This window comes from Pseudomonas sp. BGI-2 (genome assembly GCF_004310295.1).
In the GTDB taxonomy this organism is placed as follows: domain Bacteria; phylum Pseudomonadota; class Gammaproteobacteria; order Pseudomonadales; family Pseudomonadaceae; genus Aquipseudomonas.
Window position 1 is genome coordinate 1 of record NZ_SISB01000025.1, and the last position, 19518, is coordinate 19518.

Here is a 19518-nt window from a genome sequence, read left to right on the forward strand (position 1 = left end):
CTCGACCAGCATCTTGGTGAGCTGTTTGAGCAGGCCGTTTTCGCCGATGAGATCTTCGGGCTTTTTGTAATTGGCCAACAGACTGTCGGCCAGTTTAACCAGCTCAGGATCAGGCTTGACTCGTTTGACTCGTTTGGCTCGCTTGGGTTTTGACTCGGTCATTGGATTTCCTTGGGGTAGGCAGTCTCCTGCCAAATGACCGTTTACACAAAACTAATTACACCCTCTAGCGCTGGTGTCCGGACAGTTCCGCAGGGGGTTCGAACCCTCCCGCTCCCTCCAAATTTTAATCCGGCGTGATGACTTCATCGCCCGGATCGCGCTTCAGCTCAGCCAAACTCTCATTCCGAAACATCCGCGCCACGTTTTCGCTGATCTGCACTTTGTGGCGCGGGCTTTCCATCGCCTGGTAGGACAGTGTCGGCCCGAGCGCATGAGCGTTCAGAATCAGGTTCTGCACGGCCTCGTTGATTTCCTCGATGCCGTTCCAGACCATCAGCTCATCAAGCTTCTGCCGGGTACCGAGCTGCACCCGGTGTCGCAGCTCCTTTTCGTCGTACTGGATACGCTTCTCGGCAGCCTTCGCCGATCGCTCTTGTCCACTCTTGGCCATGACCAACCTCTTCTATGCCACTGGCCGGCAGCGCCAACCAGGTTTGTCGTTTGCGTTGTTGGGTGCGAAAACGCCTCATGCTGCTACCTTGACCTGATTCCAGGCTCCAACCGCTTCAAAAATCCGCGCTGCGTGAGCCTCGTCGAGCGATAAAGAAGATATTGCTTAACCCGAACCCTAATCATGCGGTAACCGTCACTCCTAACGTACCCGGCGATCTGGCCGACTTTCACTCGACCGCGAGTCTGGATCTTTCGAGTGAAATTACCGGTTTCAGGGTCATAATTGAGATCCTCCACCGCCTGAGCCTGAGTCAGTTCGCTCATAGCGAATCCGCCATTTTGCGAAGCGCCTGCCTCTACTCGGTCTGGCGGCTGGTGCGGCGCTCGTGAGGCCGTCCCCAGCAGCGCCATCGCAACAACGACTTGCCGCCGCGCAGATCGCCCGCATTCAAGAGCGAATCGATACGATCGGCTTCGGCATCGACATCGGCGAGGCGACCGAAGAGGACGAGGCTGAGCAAGCCGCGCTACTGGTCAACCTCAAGGCGTGGAAGACCTACAAGTTCGCACTGGGCAAGGTGACTGTTCAGCCGACCTGGTACGCCGCGCCGGTTTGGCCTGTTGAGCCGGTAGTGCCGGTCATCGTGGCGGACCCGCAAAGTTTAGGCGCCGACCTGATCTGACGCGCCACAGCAGCACAACGCAACCCGCCATCGAGCGGGATTTTTTTGCCTGGAGAAATGTGATGTCTATTACCGAGAAAGACCGCGACATACTCGCGCGTACGCTGTGGGGCGAGGCTCGCGGCGAAAGCCTGGCCGGTCAGATTGCTGTGGTCTGGACGATTCGCAACCGTATGAACGACGGCAAGACCAAGTCGTGGTGGGGCGAGGGCTATACCGATGTCTGCCAGGCGACGTATCAGTTCAGCTGCTGGAACAAGAGCGACCCGAATTACGCGTTCCTGATCGGCATCAAACAGATCCAGTTCCTCGAGTTGGCGCAAGCGCGCATCGCCGCTGACCAAGTGATCGACGGAAAGGTGCCGGATCCCACTGGTGGTGCCACACACTATTACGCCATCGCCATGAAGAAGGCACCGGCCTGGGCTGCGAAGGCTAGGAAAACGCTTAAGCTTGGCGGTCACGTGTTCTTCAAGGATGTGCCGTGATGACGGCGGTGCAGAAATTGATCGGCCTGCTGGTACTTATCGTGGCGCTTATTGCGGGAAGTGCTGTGGCCTCTTGGCGGGTGCAGGACTGGCGTTTCGGTAAACAGCTGGCGGACCAGGCCCGCCTGCACACCGATGATCTTACCGCCATCAGTAACGCCGCTTCGGCCCAGCAACAAGCCGATCTGGATAAGCGCCTCGCCCTCGAGCAGCGACTGTCGGCCAGTGAACAATCCCACTATAAGGAATTGAGCGATGCTCAAAACAACCAAGCTGGCCTGGGCGACCGCCTTGCCACTGCTGATCTGCGGTTGTCAGTCGCTCTCGACACCACGGACTCAGCCTGTGGCCATTCAGTGCCAGCCGGTGCCACCACCGGCGGCGTGGTTCATGGAGGCGCGCGCGCCCGACTTGACCCAGCGCATGCTCAACGAATTATCGGAATCACCGCCGCCGGCGACCAAGGATTGATTGCGCTGGCGGCGTGCCAGGATTACGTGCGTGGAACTCAGCCAGCGTTGCCTTGAGATAGCTCCTGACCAACTCGTGCTACATCATCGGTGCGATTTGAGACTGAGGAGCTTGGGCCGTCCTGGTCTTTCTGTAGTTTTTTGATTCGATTCCGTTCCTTCTCGCGGATAGCTGCGAGAACAGGGTATCCAAAGACTAAACTCACCGGCCAAATGATCACGACACTGATTAAAGCAATGCTGTGAACCAGCCTGTCACCATGCTCAAGTCCCAAAGCCCTAAGTACGCTGTCCAATATCGGGTTTGTTTGTGTGGGCGTATAAGTGCCTTCGATCCAGTTTCGACGGATCTGATTGAGCTGAAAAAACAGGCCGATAAGCAGAGCGAAAACCCACAGTACAAGCAAAAGAGCGCTTACTAATGCGATGTGTCTCATGATTTCCATTTCAATTTCTCCATGGAATGATTTCAAAAAATGAATGAATAATAGTTCTATTCTGGCATTGGAATCAGTTCATTTCCAGCAGTAGTCATCGAGCACTAAGCACTCTGATAGCTTCAGCGCGGCCTTGAGGGTCACGGCTTAGAGCCTTCGAGCGCTCGTAATTCTACGGTCAGCTCAGCAATGTGCTTGTTGTTGGCCATCAGCTCCCAGTTGCTTTTCGTCTCGGTATCGGTGGATCTACGGTTTGAATCTGCGAGGTCAGCCTTGGCGTGCATCTGCACCAGCCCGAAGATGTCTTCGCGGGCCTTGCGCAATTGCAGGGTCAGTTCCTGCACCTCGTTCTCAGTTATGCGCAGGAAGTAGCGACAGGTCTCAAGCTCAGTCGGGCAGCGAAGCCAGTCGCTGTTGTCTTCGATGTCGAGGGGGTCCACGGTTATGCCTTATCGATACTGTTTGGATATACAGTAATCGAGGCTGGCATGATCAGGCGAGGGATCGGCGACGAGCTGTAGGATTTTTGAGTTGTGTTCGGTGGCAGGACGCCGAAGGAGGGGCAAAACGAGCTGAGTTATGGAACGGTTCCATAATAGTTATGGAACACATGCTGAGCGGGGACGATTTCACCAAACCCCAGAAACGACAAAGCCCTAAATAATCAGGGCTTTGTCGGTACAAATATGGCGGAGGCGATGGGATTCGAACTCATGGACCTGTTACAGTCGACGGTTTTCAAGACCGTTGCCTTAAACCACTCGGCCACACCTCCGTTTGCGTTGCGGGCGCCATAATACCTGAATGAAACACACTGTCAAACTCTCTGCATGGCTTGTTACAGAGCGTCTGTTATGATCTTTGCGACTGAACGTTTCAAACCAACAGGAGTGTCGCCATGCGCGAACAGGATTACGCAGTTAATAACAGCGTGCAGGCTGAGCAGCTAGAGGTTAGCCGCGTCCTGCGCAACACATACGGCTTGCTCGCTCTCACCCTCGCATTCAGCGGCGTGATGGCGTTCGTGGCTCAGCAGATGCGTGTCGGCTACCCGAACATTTTCGTGGTGCTGATCGGTTTCTACGGGCTTTTCTTCCTCACCAACAAACTCCGTGACTCGGCCTGGGGCCTGGTGTCGGCATTTGCCCTGACCGGTTTCATGGGTTTCTTGCTCGGCCCGATCCTCAACCGCTACCTGGGCATGCAGGGCGGCGCTGAAGTCGTCAGTTCGGCTTTCGCGATGACCGCGCTGGTGTTCGGTGGTCTGTCGGCGTACGTGCTGATCACCCGCAAGGACATGAGCTTCCTCGGTGGTTTCATCACCGCAGGCTTCTTCGTGCTGCTGGGCGCGACGCTGGCGAGCTTCTTCTTTCAGGTCAGCGGTCTGCAATTGGCGATCAGCGCAGGTTTCGTGCTGTTCTCCTCGGTCTGCATTCTGTTCCAGACCAGCGCCATCATTCATGGCGGCGAGCGTAACTACATCATGGCGACCATCAGCCTGTATGTATCGATCTACAACCTGTTTATCAGCTTGTTGCAGATCCTCGGCATCATGAGCCGCGATGATTAATCGGCAGCCTTGAGTAAAAAACCCGCTTAGGCGGGTTTTTTATTGCCTGAAATTCAGCGTCATTCCGTGATGATAATGCTGCCATCGGCCTGCTGGCGGTAGATGGTATAGGGCAGGAGCAAGGTATCGAGGGCGCCGGAAATGACCACGTCGATGAGGACAATGGCCGGAGCATTGTCATGCTCCTGCGCATCCCGTCCTTTTTCGAGGGGAGCATTGAGCATGCAGAAATCGTAGGTCACGCCGCTGTAGATACGGGGCACTGCGCCGCAGTAACTTTTGTGATCCTTGAGACTCTTCGCCGCCACTTCGTCACCGCGAACCACTGTTTGTACCGTGCCGCAACCCGCGAGCATCAGCGCCGCGAGAACTATTGCCTGAGTTTTCATACCGCCAATCCTTCGCCGGAAAACTGTCAATTTACGCGCTTCCAATCAAAACCGCACTCATGCCATCGGTGGCAATCGGCGTTTGACCGGAGTCTTCTTGACGATGGCGGTGTTGGTTTCAGCGTGGCTGTTGAGGCGGTCGAGCAGGGTGTCCAGCTGTTCCATCGAGCGCACATGCAGGCGCGCAATGAAGCAGTCGTCGCCGGTGACTTTGTCGCACTCGGTAAATTCGGGGATCGCCTGAATCTGCCGCTCGACTTCCTGTAACTGGCCCGGCAGCGGGCGGATGCGCACGATGGCCTGGAGTTGATAGCCGAAGTACTTGGGATCAATCTCGACGGTGTAGCCCTTGAGCACGCCACGCTCTTCGAGTCGACGCAGGCGTTCGGCAACGCTGGGTGAGGACAGGCCGCTGATCTGCGCTAAAGCCTTGAGCGAGCGGCGTGAGTCTTCCATCAATGCGCTGATCAGCACTTGGTCGATGTCGTCGGTCATGGCAAATCCCCTGTTAGGCAGTTGACGGAATACGCCTTGATAAAAAAGGCAAAAACCGAGTTTAGCCTGCTTTTTGCGCTGGAGAAGCCCTTGGGCGGATTGGCATAATCTGGGCTCAATCACGGGAGTCTGATGATGGACAACACACTACGTCGCGGTTCATTCGAAATGAGCGCCGCCATGCTGATCTCCGGGACCATCGGTTGGTTCGTGCTGGTGTCCAGACAACCGGTGCTGGACGTGGTGTTCTGGCGGTGCGTGTTCGGCGCCGGCACGTTGTTGTTGATCTGCGCGGCCTTCGGCTTTCTGCGCCCGGGCATTCTGACCCGCACCACGTTTCTGCTGGCGGTGCTCAGCGGTGTAGCGATTGTCGGCAATTGGGTGCTGTTGTTCGCCTCTTATTCCCGTGCCTCGATTGCCATCGGCACCGCGGTCTATAACGTTCAACCGTTCATGCTGGTCGGTTTGGCGGCGCTGTTTCTTGGCGAGAAAATCACGCTGCAAAAGCTGTTCTGGCTGGGCATTTCGTTTCTCGGGATGCTGGCCATTGTCAGCGCGCATGGCGAGCAGGGCGCGGGTGGCAACGATTACCTGATGGGTATCGGCTTGGCCTTGGGGGCAGCGTTTCTGTACGCGATTGCGGCGTTGATCATCAAACACCTGACCGGCACGCCACCGCACTTGATTGCCCTGATCCAGGTCAGCACCGGGGTGCTGCTGCTCGCGCCGTTCGCGCACTTTTCGGCATTGCCACAAGCGCCAAGTGCCTGGGCCAGTTTGGTGACGCTGGGCATCGTCCACACCGGTGTGATGTATGTGCTGTTGTACGGCGCGATTCAAAAATTGCCGACGGCGCTGACCGGAGCGTTGTCGTTCATCTACCCGATTGCGGCGATTTTCGTCGACTGGTTCGCCTTCGGTCATCGTCTGGAGCCGTTGCAATGGATCGGTGTTGCCGCAATTCTGCTGGCCGCCGCTGGCATGCAGCAAGGCTGGGGCCTGAAGTTTCGTCGAGCGGTCCCACAATAAGCGGGTGTCAGATGTTCCAGCGCGGCGCAGTTTTTGCCAGTCGCTGGCGCATCTCGCCGATGTTCGAAGCGAACTGCCGGATCAGTAACCGATAGCCGTCCAGCGGCTCGTAGACCGGTGCTTCAAGACCTGAATTGGCCGGCAGATCGAGGGGGCGACTGAGACGCTGTGATGCGCCGGTTTTCAGCGCCCGGGCCATGCCGATCAGTTGAACGCGAATCTGCCGGTGTTCCGCTTTGAAACTCGATTGCAGATGCGCCATGGCGTCGCGGTCGCTGGCATCCGGCCGGGTGTTGCCGAGGATTTCCAGGGTGCTGACGCACATCCGCAAATTGCGCTGGATCGCATCGAGTTCGGTCATGGAAATCTTCACTTCCTTGGACACCGACGGCATCAGCGACCGCAGTTGCACCATCACCGCGTTCAGGCGATTCATGAGCTTCAGGTGTTCGTCATCGGAGACGGGCTGTCCATCGATGATGCGTCCGTAAATCGTCGCGCAATCGCTCAGCGAGTTGGCCAGGTTGTAGCGCCAGGAATAAACCGCATACGACGGCAGGGCGAAGGAAAAAGCCAGGGCCAGGGCCACGCCAATCAGAATATCCACACCGCGCCACAGTCCGTCAGAGATCGGGTTGTCGCCATGCCCGGCGACAATAAACACCGTGATTCCCGCCAATAGCGCCGTGTAACCGCCCTTGCCGATGGCGTGATACGAGAAAACCCCGCACACCACCGACATCACAAAATAGGTCAGCCACGGCATTCCGAGCCAGGCCTGTTGCGCCACCAACAGCAGGCCGATACTCGCGCCGATCAACGTGCCGACGGCGCGCTCGGCGGCTTTTTTACCGATGTTGCCGTGGTGCTGCAAACCGCCGATCACCACCAGCATCGTCACCGACGCCCACTCACCGTGGGGCAGGTTGATGCCGGTGGTCAGCATGATCGATGCCAGCAATCCCAGCGACACGCGGACCGCGTGGATCAGCTTGGCGTAGCGATAGCGCCGATACGGGTCCAGCAACGGACGCAGTAATCGGCGCAGCAGCGGTGGCAGTCGATGGGCTCTGAACGTGTTCAGGCTCGGTGTCCTCAGAAGATGTAATCGGTGGTCAGGAAACTCGAACTGCGTCCGCTGATGATCTCGCTGATGAGTTCTTTGTTGGTTTCCTGGAACTTGGTCGCCACCAGCGTGCGGATCGAAAACACCCGCAGCGCGTCATGCACCGACAGCGTGCCTTCGGCGGAGTTCTTGCGGCCGTTGAACGGGTAGGTGTCCGGGCCGCGCTGGCACTGGGCGTTGAGGTTGATCCGGCCGACCTGATTGGCAAAGGTGTCCACCAGTCGACCGACCGCCACCGGGTTGGTGCCGAAGATACTCAGCTGCTGGCCGAAGTCCGATTCCAGGACGTAGTCGATCACCGTGTCAAGGTGCCGGTAAGGCACGATCGGCACCACCGGGCCGAACTGTTCTTCCTGATAGACGCGCATCTGCGGCGTCACCGGGAACAGCACCGCCGGGTAGAAGAACGACGCCCGCGCTTCACCGCCATTTGGATTCACCACCTTGGCGCCTTTGCTGACCGCATCTGCAACCAGCGAATGCAGGTACTCGACCTTGCTCGCTTCCGGCAACGGCGTCAGCGCAACACCGCTTTCCCACGGCATACCCGGTTTCAGGGTGGCCAGTTTGGCGTTGAATTTCTCGATGAATGACTCGACCACGTCTTCATGAACGAAGAGGATTTTCAGTGCGGTGCACCGCTGACCGTTGAACGACAGCGACCCGGTCAGCGCTTCGTTGACCGCGTTGTCCAGATCGACCTCCGGCAACACGATGCCGGGGTTCTTCGCATCCAGGCCCAGTGCTGCGCGCAAACGGTGCGGTTTCGGGTGGAGTTTTTTCAGGTCGCTGGCGGCTTTGTTGGTGCCGATAAACGCAAAAATATCGATCTTGCCGCTGGCCATCAGCGCGCTGACGGTCTCGCGGCCGCTGCCGTAGATCACGTTGATCACCCCGGCGGGGAAGCTGTCGCGGAAGGCTTCCAGCAGCGGACGAATCAACAACACCCCCAGCTTGGCCGGTTTGAACACCACGGTGTTGCCCATGATCAGCGCCGGAATCAGCGTGGTGAAGGTTTCGTTCAACGGGTAGTTGTAAGGTCCCATGCACAAGGCGACGCCCAATGGAACGCGGCGGATCTGCCCGAGGGTGTCCTGTTCCAGCTCGAAGCGGCTGGAGCGGCGGTCGAGTTCCTTGAGGGCGTTGATGGTGTCGACGATGTAATCACAGGTGCGGTCGAACTCTTTTTCCGAGTCCTTGAGGTTCTTGCCGATCTCCCACATCAATAGCTTGACCACCGCCTCACGCTGTTCGCGCATGTGGCCCAAAAACGTTTCGACGTGCTGGATGCGTTCGGCCACACGCATGGTCGGCCACAAACCCTGGCCCCGGTCATAGGCGCGGACGGCGGCGTCGAGTGCAGTCAATGCGGTTTCCGCGTCGAGCAGCGGCGTGCTGCCGAGGATGACTTGTTCGTCGCCATTTTCGCCGGTCAGGTACACCGGGCTGCGGACCTGGGCGAGGGGGCCGGACCAGGTTTTCAGTTCGCCATCGACCAGGTATTCACGCTGCTCGGTCTGACCGTCGAGGCGGTATTTTTCCGGGATGTCGCTTGAGTCGGGAAACAGGTTGCCAAGGATATGTGCTGTGGTCATGTCGCTACCCCGTCTGGAATGGGTGATGAACTGATGAATCGTTTTAGCAGACCTTGGTCTCGCTTGTCATGACTCATCTCATCGTCTGGCGGCTCAGGGTTTTTGATCGTGGACCTGCCGATGCCTTCGGTCATGCCTCAGAAGCCCCCCTTGTTGGCCCCCAATGCCCTCAACCCGCCCGCGTCGGTGCCTTAGTGTTGACCTGTGCTTGATCACAATAAAAAAGGTGCTCTCCACTGAGGGGCGCCATAGAGAGGACAGCCATTCGGGCCAGTCGAGTCACTGAAAAGCCTAGCCTTTGTTTGGCGTTGGTGGGCGGCGTCTTTGCGGCGCTGCTCAACGGTTGTGGCGATGAGCCGAAAAGCCCGCCGATGCACAGCGAAGCGGCCGACACCATGCCCACCGACGCCGAGCTGGCGCTGATTGCCTTTATGTCCGGCCAGCCCATCCAACAATAAGAACGGCAGGGTGTGATTCATGACGATGGACTTAACACGGCGTCAGTTGCTGCAACGGGCGAGTGTCATTGGCGCCTTCACCGCGCTGGGCTCAACCCCCGCGTTGGCCGAATTCCTGCGCGCACCACGGCTGATCCCTTGGCGCAACTGGTCCGGTGGCCAGAGTTGCCTTCCGGCGGCGCGGCTGGCGCCCAAGACCCTGGAAGAACTGACCCAGGTCATCCGCCAGGCCCCGGGCAAGGTTCGACCGGTGGGCTCGGCGAATCTTTCAGCGCGCTGGTGCCTACCGACGGCACGTTGCTGTCGCTGAGCTATTTTACCGGGCTGCTCGATCACGATCCCCAAACGCTGCAGGCGGAGTTCGCCGCCGGCACGCCGATGTCACGTATGGGCACGCCGCTCAAGGACATCGGCCAGGCCTTGCAGAACATGGCTGACATCGATTACCAGACCCTGGCCGGCGCGATCGCCACCTCGACCCACGGCACCGGAAAAACGTTCAATCCTATTCAGCACACGTCTGCGGCCTGCAACTGGTGAACGCCAATGGCGACGTGCTCGACTGCGACAGCACGCGCCACCCTGGAGTGTTCAACGCGGCGCGAGTGTCGCTCGGCGCGCTCGGTGTGGCCACCAAAGTACGGCTGCAAAACCGCCCGGTATATCGCTTGCGAGAGCGCCAGTGGATCGCCAAGACCGAAGAGCTGCTGGAAGACCTCGACAAGAACACCCAGGAAAACCAGCACTGGGAAATGCTCGTGGTGACCCATTCCGACTACGCCTTGTCTATCGCCCTGAACGAAACCACCGAGCTGGCCACACCACCGATCCCGCCGGATGAGGAGGGTGGCAACGAGTTCGTGACGCTGATCGAGAAAATTGACAAATACGCCAGCGACTTCCCTGACCTGCGCCGCACGATGCTGAACAATTTGCGCCACCTCGCCAGTTTCGATGACCGGGTCGGCGACTCGTTCGACATCTACGCCAATGTGCGCACGGTGCGTTTCAATGAAATGGAATACTCAGTGCCGGCTGAACACGGCCGGGCCTGCTTGCGGGAGATTCTGAAGCTGATTCCGGACAAGGACCTGCGCACCTGGTTTCCCATCGAGTACCGCAACGTCAAAGCCGATAACATACCGTTGAGCATGTTTGAAGGCCGCGACAGTAGTTCGATCTCGGTCCATCAGCATTACCAGATGGATCACCACAATTTCTTCGCCGCCATCGAGCCGATTTTCTGGAAGTACAACGGCCGGCCACATTGGGGCAAGTTGCAAACGCTCAACGCGAAGAACCTGCAACTGTTGCACCCGCGTTGGCATGAATTCATTGAGGTTCGACAGGAACTCGACCCCAGCGGCATATTTCTCAACGCGCATCTATCGTCGATTCTGGGGGTGAGCTGATGGCCGTCAATCGTCATAACTTTCTCATCGGGACTGTCGGTGTCGGGGCCTTGCTCGCGGACGTTAGTGTGTGACTGCGACCGGGCGACCGGGGCGGTCCGTACAGCGACTATTTCCGGGCGCTGAACGATGAGCTTCGCCGCGCCTTCAAGCGCTGGACCGGAATGAGCCCGAGCGCCTTTCGCAACGAAGCTCCCAACCCGATTTAGCTGCTTTTGGTGAGAGGGCTTCTGTGGCGAGGGGGCTTGCCCCTGTTCGGCTGCGAAGCAGTCGTAATGCCGGCGCACGCGGTGTACCTGATGCAATGCGGTGACAGGTTTTGGGGCCGCTTCGCAGCCCAACGGGGGCAAGTCCCCTCACCACAGGGGACGGTGTTCAGCCTCTCGCATGCGCAGGTCTCGTTAATGCCGAAGCCACACAAACCCCCGTGCTCCGGTTAAACTCCGCGCTCTTTTTAAGGAGTTCATATGAGTTACTACCAGCCGGGCATTCTCGCCACCCCCGTTCCGCCTCAAGCCCGTCATATGTTCTTCGCCCTCGAATCCGCCGATGCACTACCGGCCGCGCTCGACAACCTGATGCAACTGGTGGACGGAAAATCGGCGGTTGTCGGCTTTGGTGAATCCCTGGTCAAGGCGCTGCACGTTGAGATCGATGGCCTGCGGCCCTTTCCGGCGCTGACCGGTGTCGGCGTCGACAACCCGTCGACCCAACACGCGCTTTGGTGCTGGTTGCACGGCGTCGACCGTGGCGAATTGCTCAATCGCAGCAACGCCATCGAAGCCGCGCTGGCCCCAGCCCTGCGCCTGGTGCAGATGAACGAAACCTTCCGCCACCTGACCGGCCACGACCTGACCGGTTACGAAGATGGCACCGAAAACCCGCACGACGAAGCCGCCGTGGCCGCCGCGCTATTGGGCGAAGGCGCTGAAGGCCTGGTCGGTGGCAGCTTTGCCGCGATCCAGCAGTGGCAGCATGACCTGAAGGGCTTCCACGCAATGCCGTCCCATGAAAAGGACAACATCATGGGCCGTCGCTTGAGCGATAACGAAGAACTGGATGACGCGCCGACTTCCGCCCATGTCAAACGCACCGCCCAGGAAAGCTTCGCCCCTGAAGCGTTCGTGGTCCGTCGCTCGATGCCGTGGATCGAAGGCGATCGCGCGGGCCTGATGTTCCTGGCGTTCGGCTTTTCCCTCGATGCCTTCGAAGCCCAACTGCGGCGCATGAGCGGACTGGAAGACGGCATCACCGACGGTTTGTACCGCATCAGCCGTCCGATCACCGGCGGCTACTACTGGTGCCCGCCGCTCAAGGACGGTCATCTGGACCTGCGCGCATTGCGCATCGGCTAAACATCAAGGAGCGATGATGAACGTGGTGCGCTGGGGCATGATTGGTTGTGGCAGTGTTGCTGAACGCAAGAGCGGGCCGGCCTTTTACAAGGCCCCGGGCTCGGCGCTGGTGGCGGTGATGGGGCGGCGTCTGGACGCGGTGACCGACTACGCCGCACGCCACGGCATCGCCCGGGTTTACACCGACGCGCAAGCTCTGATCAATGATCCCGAGGTGGACGCGGTGTACATCGCCACGCCACCCGACAGTCACCACGCCTATAGCTTGCTGGTCGCCGCAGCCGGCAAACATTGCTGCGTCGAAAAACCGATGTCGCTGAATGCCGGACAAAGCCGTGACATGCAAAAGGTCTTTGCCGACGCCGGGTTGCACCTGTTCGTTTCCTATTATCGACGCTCGCTGCCGCGCTTCCAGCAAGTGCGGCAGTGGCTGGAGGAGGGGCGGATCGGCGAGGTGCGGCATCTGTCCTGGACCCTGACCAAAACACCTTCGCCGAACGATCTGGGTGGCGCCGACAATTGGCGCACGGATCCGGTGATCGCCGGCGGCGGTTACTTCGCCGACCTGGCCAGTCATGGGTTTGACCTGTTCCAGTATTTGCTCGGGGATATCGTCGAAGTCGCCGGTTTCACTGCGCGACAGGCCGGTTTGTATGCCGCCGAAGACGCCGTCAGCGCCAGTTGGCGGTTCGCTTCGGGTGCCCTGGGCATGGGCTGCTGGAATTTCGTCGCAGACCGCCGCGAAGATCGGGTCGAGCTGATCGGCAGCCAAGGCCGGATCAGCTTTTCGGTGTTCGATGAGCACCCGGTGCAGCTTGAAGCCGATGAACACCTCAGCCTGCACATCGACCATCACGAGCACATCCAGTGGCATCACGTGCTGGGCATGAACGCTCACATCCGGGGCGAGGCGCAGCATCCGGCGGTGGCCGAACACGCGCTGAAAACCGACTGGGTGATGGACCAGATCCTCAAGCGCTGACGCACTGCAGAAACCGATCCGTTGTAGCAGCTGCCTTGTGGCGAGGGGATTTATCCCCGGTCGGCTGCGAAACAGTCGTAAACCCTGAACACACGGTCTATCTGACGCACCGAGTTGTCTGAATTCACGCCTGCTTCGCAGCTGAACGGGGATAAATCCCCTCGCCACAAGGCAGCTACAAAGCCTGCGGTTGTCTGGCGAATCTAACCTTATGCTTAATCAGTATTTCTCAATCCCCACACCCGCTCTCTAAGATCACGTCATAACTCGTTATAACAAGTGATCTTCCATGACCGATAACGTTCTATCCCTCAGTAGCGTCCCGCTGCACACCCAGCTACGCGATGTGCTGCGCGCCCGCATCCTCGACGGCGAATACCCGCAAGACAGCCAGATGCCTTCCGAAAGCGAACTCGGCGCGCTGTTCAAAGTCAGCCGCATTACCGTGCGCCAGGCGTTGGGGGATCTGCAAAAGGAAGGGCTGATCTTCAAGATTCACGGCAAGGGTACTTTCGTCGCCAAGCCGAAAACCTTCCAGAACGTCAGCACCCTGCAAGGCCTGGCCGAGTCCATGACCGGTCGCGGCTACGAGGTGATCAACCGCCTGCGCAGCTTCAAATTCATCCCCGCCGACAAACTCGTCGCCGAGCGTTTGCGCGTTGCCGAAGGCGAGACCGTGGCGCAGATCAAACGCGTGCGACTGATCAACCGCGAGCCGATTTCACTGGAAATCACCTACCTGCCCAAAGCCATCGGCGAACGGCTGGAGAAGGCCGATCTGGTCACCCGCGACATCTTTCTGATCCTCGAAAACGACTGCGGCCTGGCGCTTGGTCATGCCGATCTGGCCATCGACGCGGTGCTGGCCGACAGCGACCTGACCCTGGCGCTGAACGTCGAACCGGGCTCGCCGATCATGCGCATCGAGCGCCTGACCCACGACGCCAGCGGTCAACCTGTGGACTTCGAACACCTTTACTACCGCGGCGATGCCTTCCAGTACCGCTTGCGAATCGACCGGCAAAAAGGTGATCAGGCATGACCCACAGCTCTATCACCAGAAGCACTCTGGAGCAGGAATACGACATTGTCGTGATCGGCGGCGGCACGGCCGGGCCGATGGCGGCGATCAAGGCCAAGGAACGCAACCGTGATCTGCGCGTGCTGCTGATCGACAAGGCCAACGTCAAGCGCAGCGGCGCGATCAGCATGGGCATGGACGGCCTGAACAACGCGATCATTCCCGGTCACTCGACACCGGAGCAGTACACCAAGGAAATCACCATCGCCAACGACGGCATCGTCAACCAGGCGGCGGTGTATGCCTACGCGACCCACAGCTTCGAAACCCTCTCGCAACTGGACCGCTGGGGCGTGAAGTTCGAGAAAGACCAGACCGGCGACTACGCGGTGTAAAAGGTCCACCACATGGGCGCCTACGTGCTGCCGATGCCGGAAGGGCACGACATCAAGAAAGTCCTGTACCGCCAGTTGAAACGGGCGCGAGTCAGCATCACCAATCGCGTGGTTTGCACTCGTTTGCTGACGGACGAAGAGGGCGCAGTCAACGGCCTGATGGGCTTCGACTGCCGCACCGCCGACTTCCATGTGATCAAGGCCAAGGCTGTAATCCTTGCCTGCGGTGCGGCCGGGCGCCTCGGTTTACCATCCTCCGGTTACCTGATGGGCACCTACGAAAATCCGACCAACGCCGGCGACGGCTACGCGATGGCCTATCACGCCGGCGCCGAACTGGCGAACCTCGAATGCTTCCAGATCAACCCGTTGATCAAGGATTACAACGGCCCGGCCTGCGCCTACGTCACCGGCCCGTTGGGCGGCTACACCGCCAACAATAAAGGTGAACGCTTCATCGAGTGCGACTACTGGAGCGGGCAGATGATGTGGGAGTTCCACCAGGAACTCGAAAGCGGCAACGGCCCGGTGTTCCTCAAGCTTGATCACCTGGCCGAGGAAACCATCCAGAACATCGAAGAGATCTTGCACAGCAACGAACGCCCGAGCCGCGGCCAGTTCCACGCCAATCGCGGCACCGACTACCGCACGCAAATGGTCGAGATGCACATCTCGGAAATCGGCTTTTGCAGCGGCCACTCGGCGTCGGGTGTGTGGGTCAACGAGAGAGCCGAAACCTCAGTGAAAGGTTTGTACTCGGCGGGTGACATGGCGGCGGTGCCGCACAATTACATGCTCGGCGCGTTCACTTATGGCTGGTTTGCCGGCACCAACGCGGCGGACTTTGTCGCCGGTCGCGAGTTTTCAGCGGTCGACGCGAAGCAGATCGAAACGGAAAAACTAAGGGTCTACGCGCCATTGGATCGCGAACACGGTCTGCCGCCAGCCCAGGTCGAATACAAGCTTCGACGCTTTGTGAACGACTACCTGCAACCGCCGAAAGTGACCAAGAAAATGCAAATCGGCCTGCAACGCTTCAGCGATATCCAGCGCGACCTCGATCAGATCAAGGCCCGCAACGCCCACGAACTGATGCGCGCCATGGAAGTCAGCATGATCCGCGACTGCGCCGAAATGGCTGCCCGTGCGTCCTTGTTTCGCGCCGAAAGTCGCTGGGGGCTTTACCACTATCGGGTCGATCATCCACAACGCAACGACAGCGACTGGTTCTGCCATTGCCACCTGAAGAAGGGCGACGACGGCCAGATGACCAGTTTCAAGAAAGCCGTCGAGCCTTACATCATCCCGCTCGACGCCGAAGAAATGCAGGCCTACGACCGGCTGCGGGTCGGCGCGTTTGCGGCCTGAGCATCACAAAAAGAGAGACCACGAAATGGCCTATCAACCCCAGGAAATCTTCTTCCGCACCAACGCACCGGTCACGGTCGATGAAGACCTTTGCATCGCCCACAAAGGCTGCACCGTGTGCGTCGACGTTTGCCCGATGGACCTGCTGGCGATCAACCCGGCCACGCAAAAGGCCTACATGGCCTTCGACGAATGCTGGTACTGCATGCCGTGCGAAAAGGACTGCCCGACCGGAGCCGTGAAAGTCGAAATTCCCTATTTGCTGCGCTGAATGACAGGACGCCTTCGCGGGCAAGCCTCGCTCCTACAGATTACCGATGTCTGTAGGAGCGAGGCTTGCCCGCGAAGGGGCCAGTACAGACAACACAAAACGCCATCCGGCCACCCCCGGACGCTTGCTTCAAACCACCCCTCGTTTCCCACCACGTCCTGATCGTGGCGGAGACGAACATCCTATAAATGATTCGAGGGGATTCACCATGTCTTTGCCAACATTGCTGCGTGCAGCATTCGCCGGTCTGGTACTGGCTTCATTCACCCTGTCGGCCTCGGCCGAAACCATCCGCATTGCCATCGGCACCCAGGACACCACGATCAACTGCGCCGCTGGCGGCCTGTTGATCCGCGAGCTCGGCCTGCTGGACAAATACTTGCCCCACGATGGCCAGTACAAGGACGCCAAATACGAAGTCGAGTGGAAGAACTTCACCAGCGGCGCGCCCCTGACCAATGAGATGGTCGCCGGCAAACTCGACTTCGGTGCCATGGCCGATTTTCCCGGTTCGTTCAACGGCGTGGCGTTCGAAACCGCGGGCAAGCACAGCCTGTTCATCAGCGTGCTCTCGGGCAGCATCAAGGGCAGCGGCAATGGCATCGTGGTGCCGAGTGCCTCGGGCGTGCAGTCATTGGCAGAGCTGAAGGGTAAGACCATTTCCGTGCCGTTCGCGTCCACCGCCCATGGCATGTTGTTGCGAGCCGTGGCCGCTCAAGGCTGGGACCCGCTGAAGGATGTGAACATCATCGCCCAGCCGCCAGAAGTCGCTGGCTCGGCATTGCAGGCCGGGAAAATCGACGCCCACGCCGACTTTGTGCCGTTCGCCGAACTGTTCCCGAGCCGTGGTTTCGCTCGCAAGATCTACGACGGTTCGCAGGCCAATGCACCGACCTTTCATGGTGCGTTGGTGGATCAGGCCTACGCGAAAAAGTACCCGGAAATCGTCGTCGCTTACCTGCGCGCAAGTATCGAAGCCAATCAACTGCTGACGGCCGAGCCAGAGAAATACAGTGAGCTGATTGCCAAGGTCACGGGCGTCGATGCCGAGGTCAATTACTTGTTTTACGGCCCGCTCGGTGTGCAAACCCGCGACCTGAGCTGGAAGCCGGAGTACCGCCAGGCCGTGGGCACTGCGATAGACACCCTCAAGCTGTTGAAGAAGGCTGATCGTGGGCTCGATCTCAATACCTTTATCGATGACCAGTACATCCGCGCCGCGTTCAAGGCCTCAAACCTGGATTACACCGCGCAACTGGCCAACTACGCACAGACACCGCTCAACGGCGTGGATGCGGCGAGCGGCAAAGCCATCACCGACTTCAGTCATGTGGCCGAGATCTGGGTGCGTGGCGAGCCTAAGGTCCGTCAGTACGCCTCGGCGGAGTCGGCATTCACTGCGTTGGCCAGCCTGAAGCAGCAAGGCAAAAACATCCGCGCCGTGTATGCCCAGGCGAGTGACAGCGGGATCAAATTGCTGGCGGATCAGGCGTGGTTTGCCAGTGATGCAAAGGGGCGCCTCAGTGCATTCCTGCTCAAAGGCCAGGCCCAACAATTCGCCACGGCCCAGGGCGGCAAAGTCCTCGACTTCACCGACGCCACCACCCAGGCCGTTGCCGTTCGCTAAACCCCAGACGCACTGATCCCTGTAGGAGCGAAGCTTGCTCGCGAAGGTGTGTCAGCCAAAATTGACTTAGCTGACACACCTTCGCGAGCAAGCTTCGCTCCTACAGGGTTCTCGGTTGAGAGGATGAATTGTGTTCGGATCATATTTACGCTGGACTCCAAGAGCCGCCTCGCTGCTGCTCTGCCTTCTATTTTGGCAACTCGCCGCCAGCCATCACTGGAACCTCGGTCTGGTGACCTTCGCCAGCGTCCCGACCCCGGTGGCCGTCATCGAAGCCGCACTCGGCCTCGGCGATTCCGGCAAGCTCGCCCAGCACCTCGTCAGCAGCCTCAGCCGGGTCTTCGCCGGCTTTTTCCAGTTCGTCGAGGTCGACCACCTCATCTTCCATATTGGCCGAGACCATCTCCAGACCGCCGAAAACCGCGTGGGAATGGCTGTCGATCAGGCCGGGCATCAGGGCTTTTCCGCCGAGGTCGACGACTTTGGTGCCCGACTCGATCAAGGCCTTGATCTGCGCATCGCTGCCGACTTGCAGCACCTTGCCGTCCTGTACCGCCAACGCCTGCACCTTCGGTTGGGCGCGGTCGGCGGTGAAAATCTTGCCATTGATCAGCACCAGATCGGCGGCTGCCATGGCTTCCATCGAGGCAAAACTGACTGCGGCCATCAATAGATTCGGGATGAATCTTTTCATTGAATGTTTCCTTGTTATTGCGTCTGATGGCCAGATTAGTGGCTTGTCACGGCAAGCAGAACGCCTGGCTCACGAAAAACGTTTTTGCCTGAATGGAAAAAGAATGGACAAGTTGGGTGCATTGAAAATGTTCGTGGTCACGGCGCAACTGGGCAGTTTCAGCCGCGCCGCCGAGCAACTGGGCAAGACCCCGTCGGCCTTGACCAAAGCGGTCAATCACCTGGAAGCGGAACTCGGCGCCCGGTTGTTCGAGCGCAGCACCCGACGGATTTTGCTGACCGAATCGGGTCGTCTTTATCTGGAAACCGCGCGGCAGGTCTTGCAGCGGCTGGAGGAGGCCGGCGAGGAAATCGAGCAGTTGCAGCATGGCCTGCGCGGCAACCTGAAAATCACCGCGCCGCTGGCGTACGGGCAGGCTTTTCTCGATCAGGTGTGCGGCGGTTTTCTGGAGCAATACCCGCAGATCAACCTGCAAGTGGATTTGTGCGATGAGTTCGTCAATCTGCTGGAAAGCGGCTATGACCTGGCGTTGCGCGAGGGGCATGACGACTTGCCGGGGTTGATTGCTCGCGTCGTCGGCAGCAATCGCCTGGCGTTGTGCGCCAGCCCGGCGTATCTGGCGCGCAAGGGATTACCGGTCACGCCGCACACCCTCGATGACCACGAATGGCTGCTCTACCGGCATCCGTTGCTCAGCCGCGAATTCTGGTGGGCCGAGCGTGACGGGCAGCGTTTGAGCCTGGCGCAACCGCAGTCGCCACGGTTGCGCAGCGACAATTACGACCTGCTGCTGGCCAACGCGTTGGCAGGACGTGGTTTGCTGCACACGCCGTTGTGGAGTGCCGCGCCGTATCTGGCGGATGGCCGGCTGGTGCGGGTGATGGCCGATTACGACATCGATCCGGACAGCTTCGGCTCGTACATCCTGGCGGTTTACCCCAGTCATCGACGGGCCACCGCCAAAGTGCTGGCTTTCATCGATTACATCGCAGGGTTTCTGGCGTCTCGTGGCTTGAGCTGACTGGCGGTCCTTGCCAG

At 59.2% G+C, this 19518-nt stretch carries 19 protein-coding genes, 1 tRNA gene and 6 pseudogenes; 16 read left to right on the forward strand and 10 right to left on the reverse strand.

The features are described from left to right. Positions 1-162, reverse strand: a pseudogene (locus EYC95_RS30645) (IS256 family transposase); the annotation flags it as partial. Between the two features lie 124 nt (positions 163-286). After that, a complete protein-coding gene (locus tag EYC95_RS17475) occupies positions 287-613 on the reverse strand; it encodes a hypothetical protein (RefSeq protein ID WP_131061481.1) in 327 nt (108 codons plus the stop codon). A gap of 367 nt (positions 614-980) precedes the next feature. Here EYC95_RS17475 and EYC95_RS17480 point away from each other — a divergent pair, with 367 nt between their 5' ends. From EYC95_RS17480 to EYC95_RS17490, 3 genes are all read left to right on the forward strand, one after another. Further along, positions 981-1298, forward strand: coding sequence for a phage tail protein (locus tag EYC95_RS17480; protein WP_371928425.1), 318 nt, complete (start codon positions 981-983; stop codon positions 1296-1298). 62 nt (positions 1299-1360) lie between these two features. Continuing rightward, on the forward strand, positions 1361-1786 hold the full coding sequence (locus EYC95_RS17485; RefSeq protein WP_131061482.1) for a cell wall hydrolase: 426 nt from the start codon (positions 1361-1363) through the stop codon (positions 1784-1786). Next, positions 1786-2313 carry a lysis system i-spanin subunit Rz gene (locus tag EYC95_RS17490; RefSeq protein ID WP_131061483.1) on the forward strand — a complete coding sequence of 176 codons (528 nt, stop codon included), beginning with the start codon at positions 1786-1788 and terminating at the stop codon, positions 2311-2313. The genes EYC95_RS17485 and EYC95_RS17490 overlap by 1 nt, the downstream gene beginning before the upstream one ends. On the opposite strand, the gene EYC95_RS17495 is transcribed toward EYC95_RS17490, so the two are convergent. The 3 genes from EYC95_RS17495 to EYC95_RS17505 form a co-directional block, all read right to left on the reverse strand. Next, positions 2295-2702, reverse strand: coding sequence for a hypothetical protein (locus EYC95_RS17495; RefSeq protein ID WP_131061484.1), 408 nt, complete (start codon positions 2700-2702; stop codon positions 2295-2297). The genes EYC95_RS17490 and EYC95_RS17495 overlap by 19 nt on opposite strands. Before the next feature lie 131 nt (positions 2703-2833). Further along, positions 2834-3133 (reverse strand): hypothetical protein, encoded by a 300-nt coding sequence (locus EYC95_RS17500; RefSeq protein ID WP_256656967.1) that lies wholly within the window; start codon positions 3131-3133, stop codon positions 2834-2836. A gap of 247 nt (positions 3134-3380) precedes the next feature. Then, a tRNA-Ser gene (locus EYC95_RS17505) sits at positions 3381-3468 on the reverse strand. Between the two features lie 123 nt (positions 3469-3591). On the opposite strand from EYC95_RS17505, the gene EYC95_RS17510 reads away from it, so the two are divergent. Further along, positions 3592-4263: a Bax inhibitor-1/YccA family protein gene (locus tag EYC95_RS17510; RefSeq protein ID WP_131061486.1), complete on the forward strand. Its 672-nt coding sequence runs from the start codon at positions 3592-3594 to the stop codon at positions 4261-4263. Between the two features lie 59 nt (positions 4264-4322). On the opposite strand, the gene EYC95_RS17515 is transcribed toward EYC95_RS17510, so the two are convergent. Together EYC95_RS17515 and EYC95_RS17520 are read right to left on the reverse strand one after the other, a co-directional pair. Continuing rightward, positions 4323-4652, reverse strand: coding sequence for a YceK/YidQ family lipoprotein (locus tag EYC95_RS17515; RefSeq protein ID WP_131061487.1), 330 nt, complete (start codon positions 4650-4652; stop codon positions 4323-4325). Positions 4653-4709: 57 nt separating this feature from the next. Further along, positions 4710-5147 (reverse strand): Lrp/AsnC family transcriptional regulator, encoded by a 438-nt coding sequence (locus tag EYC95_RS17520; RefSeq protein ID WP_131061488.1) that lies wholly within the window; start codon positions 5145-5147, stop codon positions 4710-4712. A 135-nt stretch (positions 5148-5282) separates the two neighbouring features. On the opposite strand from EYC95_RS17520, the gene EYC95_RS17525 reads away from it, so the two are divergent. Next, complete coding sequence (locus EYC95_RS17525) at positions 5283-6176, forward strand: DMT family transporter (RefSeq protein WP_131061489.1); 894 nt, start codon at positions 5283-5285, stop codon at positions 6174-6176. Between the two features lie 7 nt (positions 6177-6183). Here the strand turns inward: EYC95_RS17525 and EYC95_RS17530 are convergent, their stop codons facing one another. Both EYC95_RS17530 and EYC95_RS17535 read right to left on the reverse strand, forming a co-directional pair. After that, positions 6184-7203, reverse strand: coding sequence for an FUSC family protein (locus EYC95_RS17530; RefSeq protein ID WP_178083842.1), 1020 nt, complete (start codon positions 7201-7203; stop codon positions 6184-6186). A gap of 68 nt (positions 7204-7271) precedes the next feature. Continuing rightward, positions 7272-8897: an NADP-dependent glyceraldehyde-3-phosphate dehydrogenase gene (locus tag EYC95_RS17535; RefSeq protein WP_131061491.1), complete on the reverse strand. Its 1626-nt coding sequence runs from the start codon at positions 8895-8897 to the stop codon at positions 7272-7274. A 311-nt stretch (positions 8898-9208) separates the two neighbouring features. On the opposite strand from EYC95_RS17535, the gene EYC95_RS30170 reads away from it, so the two are divergent. From EYC95_RS30170 to EYC95_RS30650, 10 genes and pseudogenes are all read left to right on the forward strand, one after another. After that, on the forward strand, positions 9209-9355 hold the full coding sequence (locus tag EYC95_RS30170) for a hypothetical protein (protein ID WP_165557469.1): 147 nt from the start codon (positions 9209-9211) through the stop codon (positions 9353-9355). An 85-nt stretch (positions 9356-9440) separates the two neighbouring features. Next, positions 9441-10767 (forward strand): annotated as a pseudogene (locus EYC95_RS17540) (D-arabinono-1,4-lactone oxidase). Continuing rightward, positions 10767-10907 (forward strand): annotated as a pseudogene (locus EYC95_RS30875) (DSD1 family PLP-dependent enzyme); the annotation flags it as partial. The pseudogenes EYC95_RS17540 and EYC95_RS30875, both read left to right, overlap by 1 nt. Positions 10908-11234: 327 nt before the next feature. Further along, positions 11235-12122: a Dyp-type peroxidase gene (locus EYC95_RS17550; protein ID WP_131061492.1), complete on the forward strand. Its 888-nt coding sequence runs from the start codon at positions 11235-11237 to the stop codon at positions 12120-12122. Between the two features lie 16 nt (positions 12123-12138). After that, on the forward strand, positions 12139-13104 hold the full coding sequence (locus EYC95_RS17555) for a Gfo/Idh/MocA family protein (RefSeq protein WP_131061493.1): 966 nt from the start codon (positions 12139-12141) through the stop codon (positions 13102-13104). A gap of 289 nt (positions 13105-13393) precedes the next feature. Continuing rightward, positions 13394-14146, forward strand: a complete 753-nt coding sequence (locus EYC95_RS17560) for a GntR family transcriptional regulator (RefSeq protein WP_131061494.1) — start codon at positions 13394-13396, stop codon at positions 14144-14146. Then, positions 14143-15888, forward strand: a pseudogene (locus tag EYC95_RS17565) (fumarate reductase/succinate dehydrogenase flavoprotein subunit). The gene EYC95_RS17560 and the pseudogene EYC95_RS17565 overlap by 4 nt, the downstream one beginning before the upstream one ends. 25 nt (positions 15889-15913) lie before the next feature. Continuing rightward, positions 15914-16159 (forward strand): ferredoxin family protein, encoded by a 246-nt coding sequence (locus EYC95_RS17570; RefSeq protein ID WP_131061495.1) that lies wholly within the window; start codon positions 15914-15916, stop codon positions 16157-16159. 208 nt (positions 16160-16367) lie between these two features. Beyond that, the gene (locus EYC95_RS17575) at positions 16368-17786 is read left to right on the forward strand and encodes an ABC transporter substrate-binding protein (protein ID WP_165557470.1); all 1419 of its coding nucleotides are present in this window, start codon (positions 16368-16370) and stop codon (positions 17784-17786) included. A gap of 130 nt (positions 17787-17916) precedes the next feature. Continuing rightward, positions 17917-18138 (forward strand): annotated as a pseudogene (locus EYC95_RS30650) (ABC transporter permease); the annotation flags it as partial. On the opposite strand, the pseudogene EYC95_RS17585 reads toward EYC95_RS30650, so the two are convergent. Next, positions 18136-18480, reverse strand: a pseudogene (locus EYC95_RS17585) (amidohydrolase family protein); the annotation flags it as partial. The pseudogenes EYC95_RS30650 and EYC95_RS17585 sit on opposite strands and share 3 nt — an antisense overlap. A gap of 103 nt (positions 18481-18583) precedes the next feature. Between EYC95_RS17585 and EYC95_RS17590 the strand changes: the two are divergent. Beyond that, positions 18584-19501: a LysR family transcriptional regulator gene (locus EYC95_RS17590; RefSeq protein ID WP_131061496.1), complete on the forward strand. Its 918-nt coding sequence runs from the start codon at positions 18584-18586 to the stop codon at positions 19499-19501. Positions 19502-19518 lie beyond the last annotated feature (17 nt).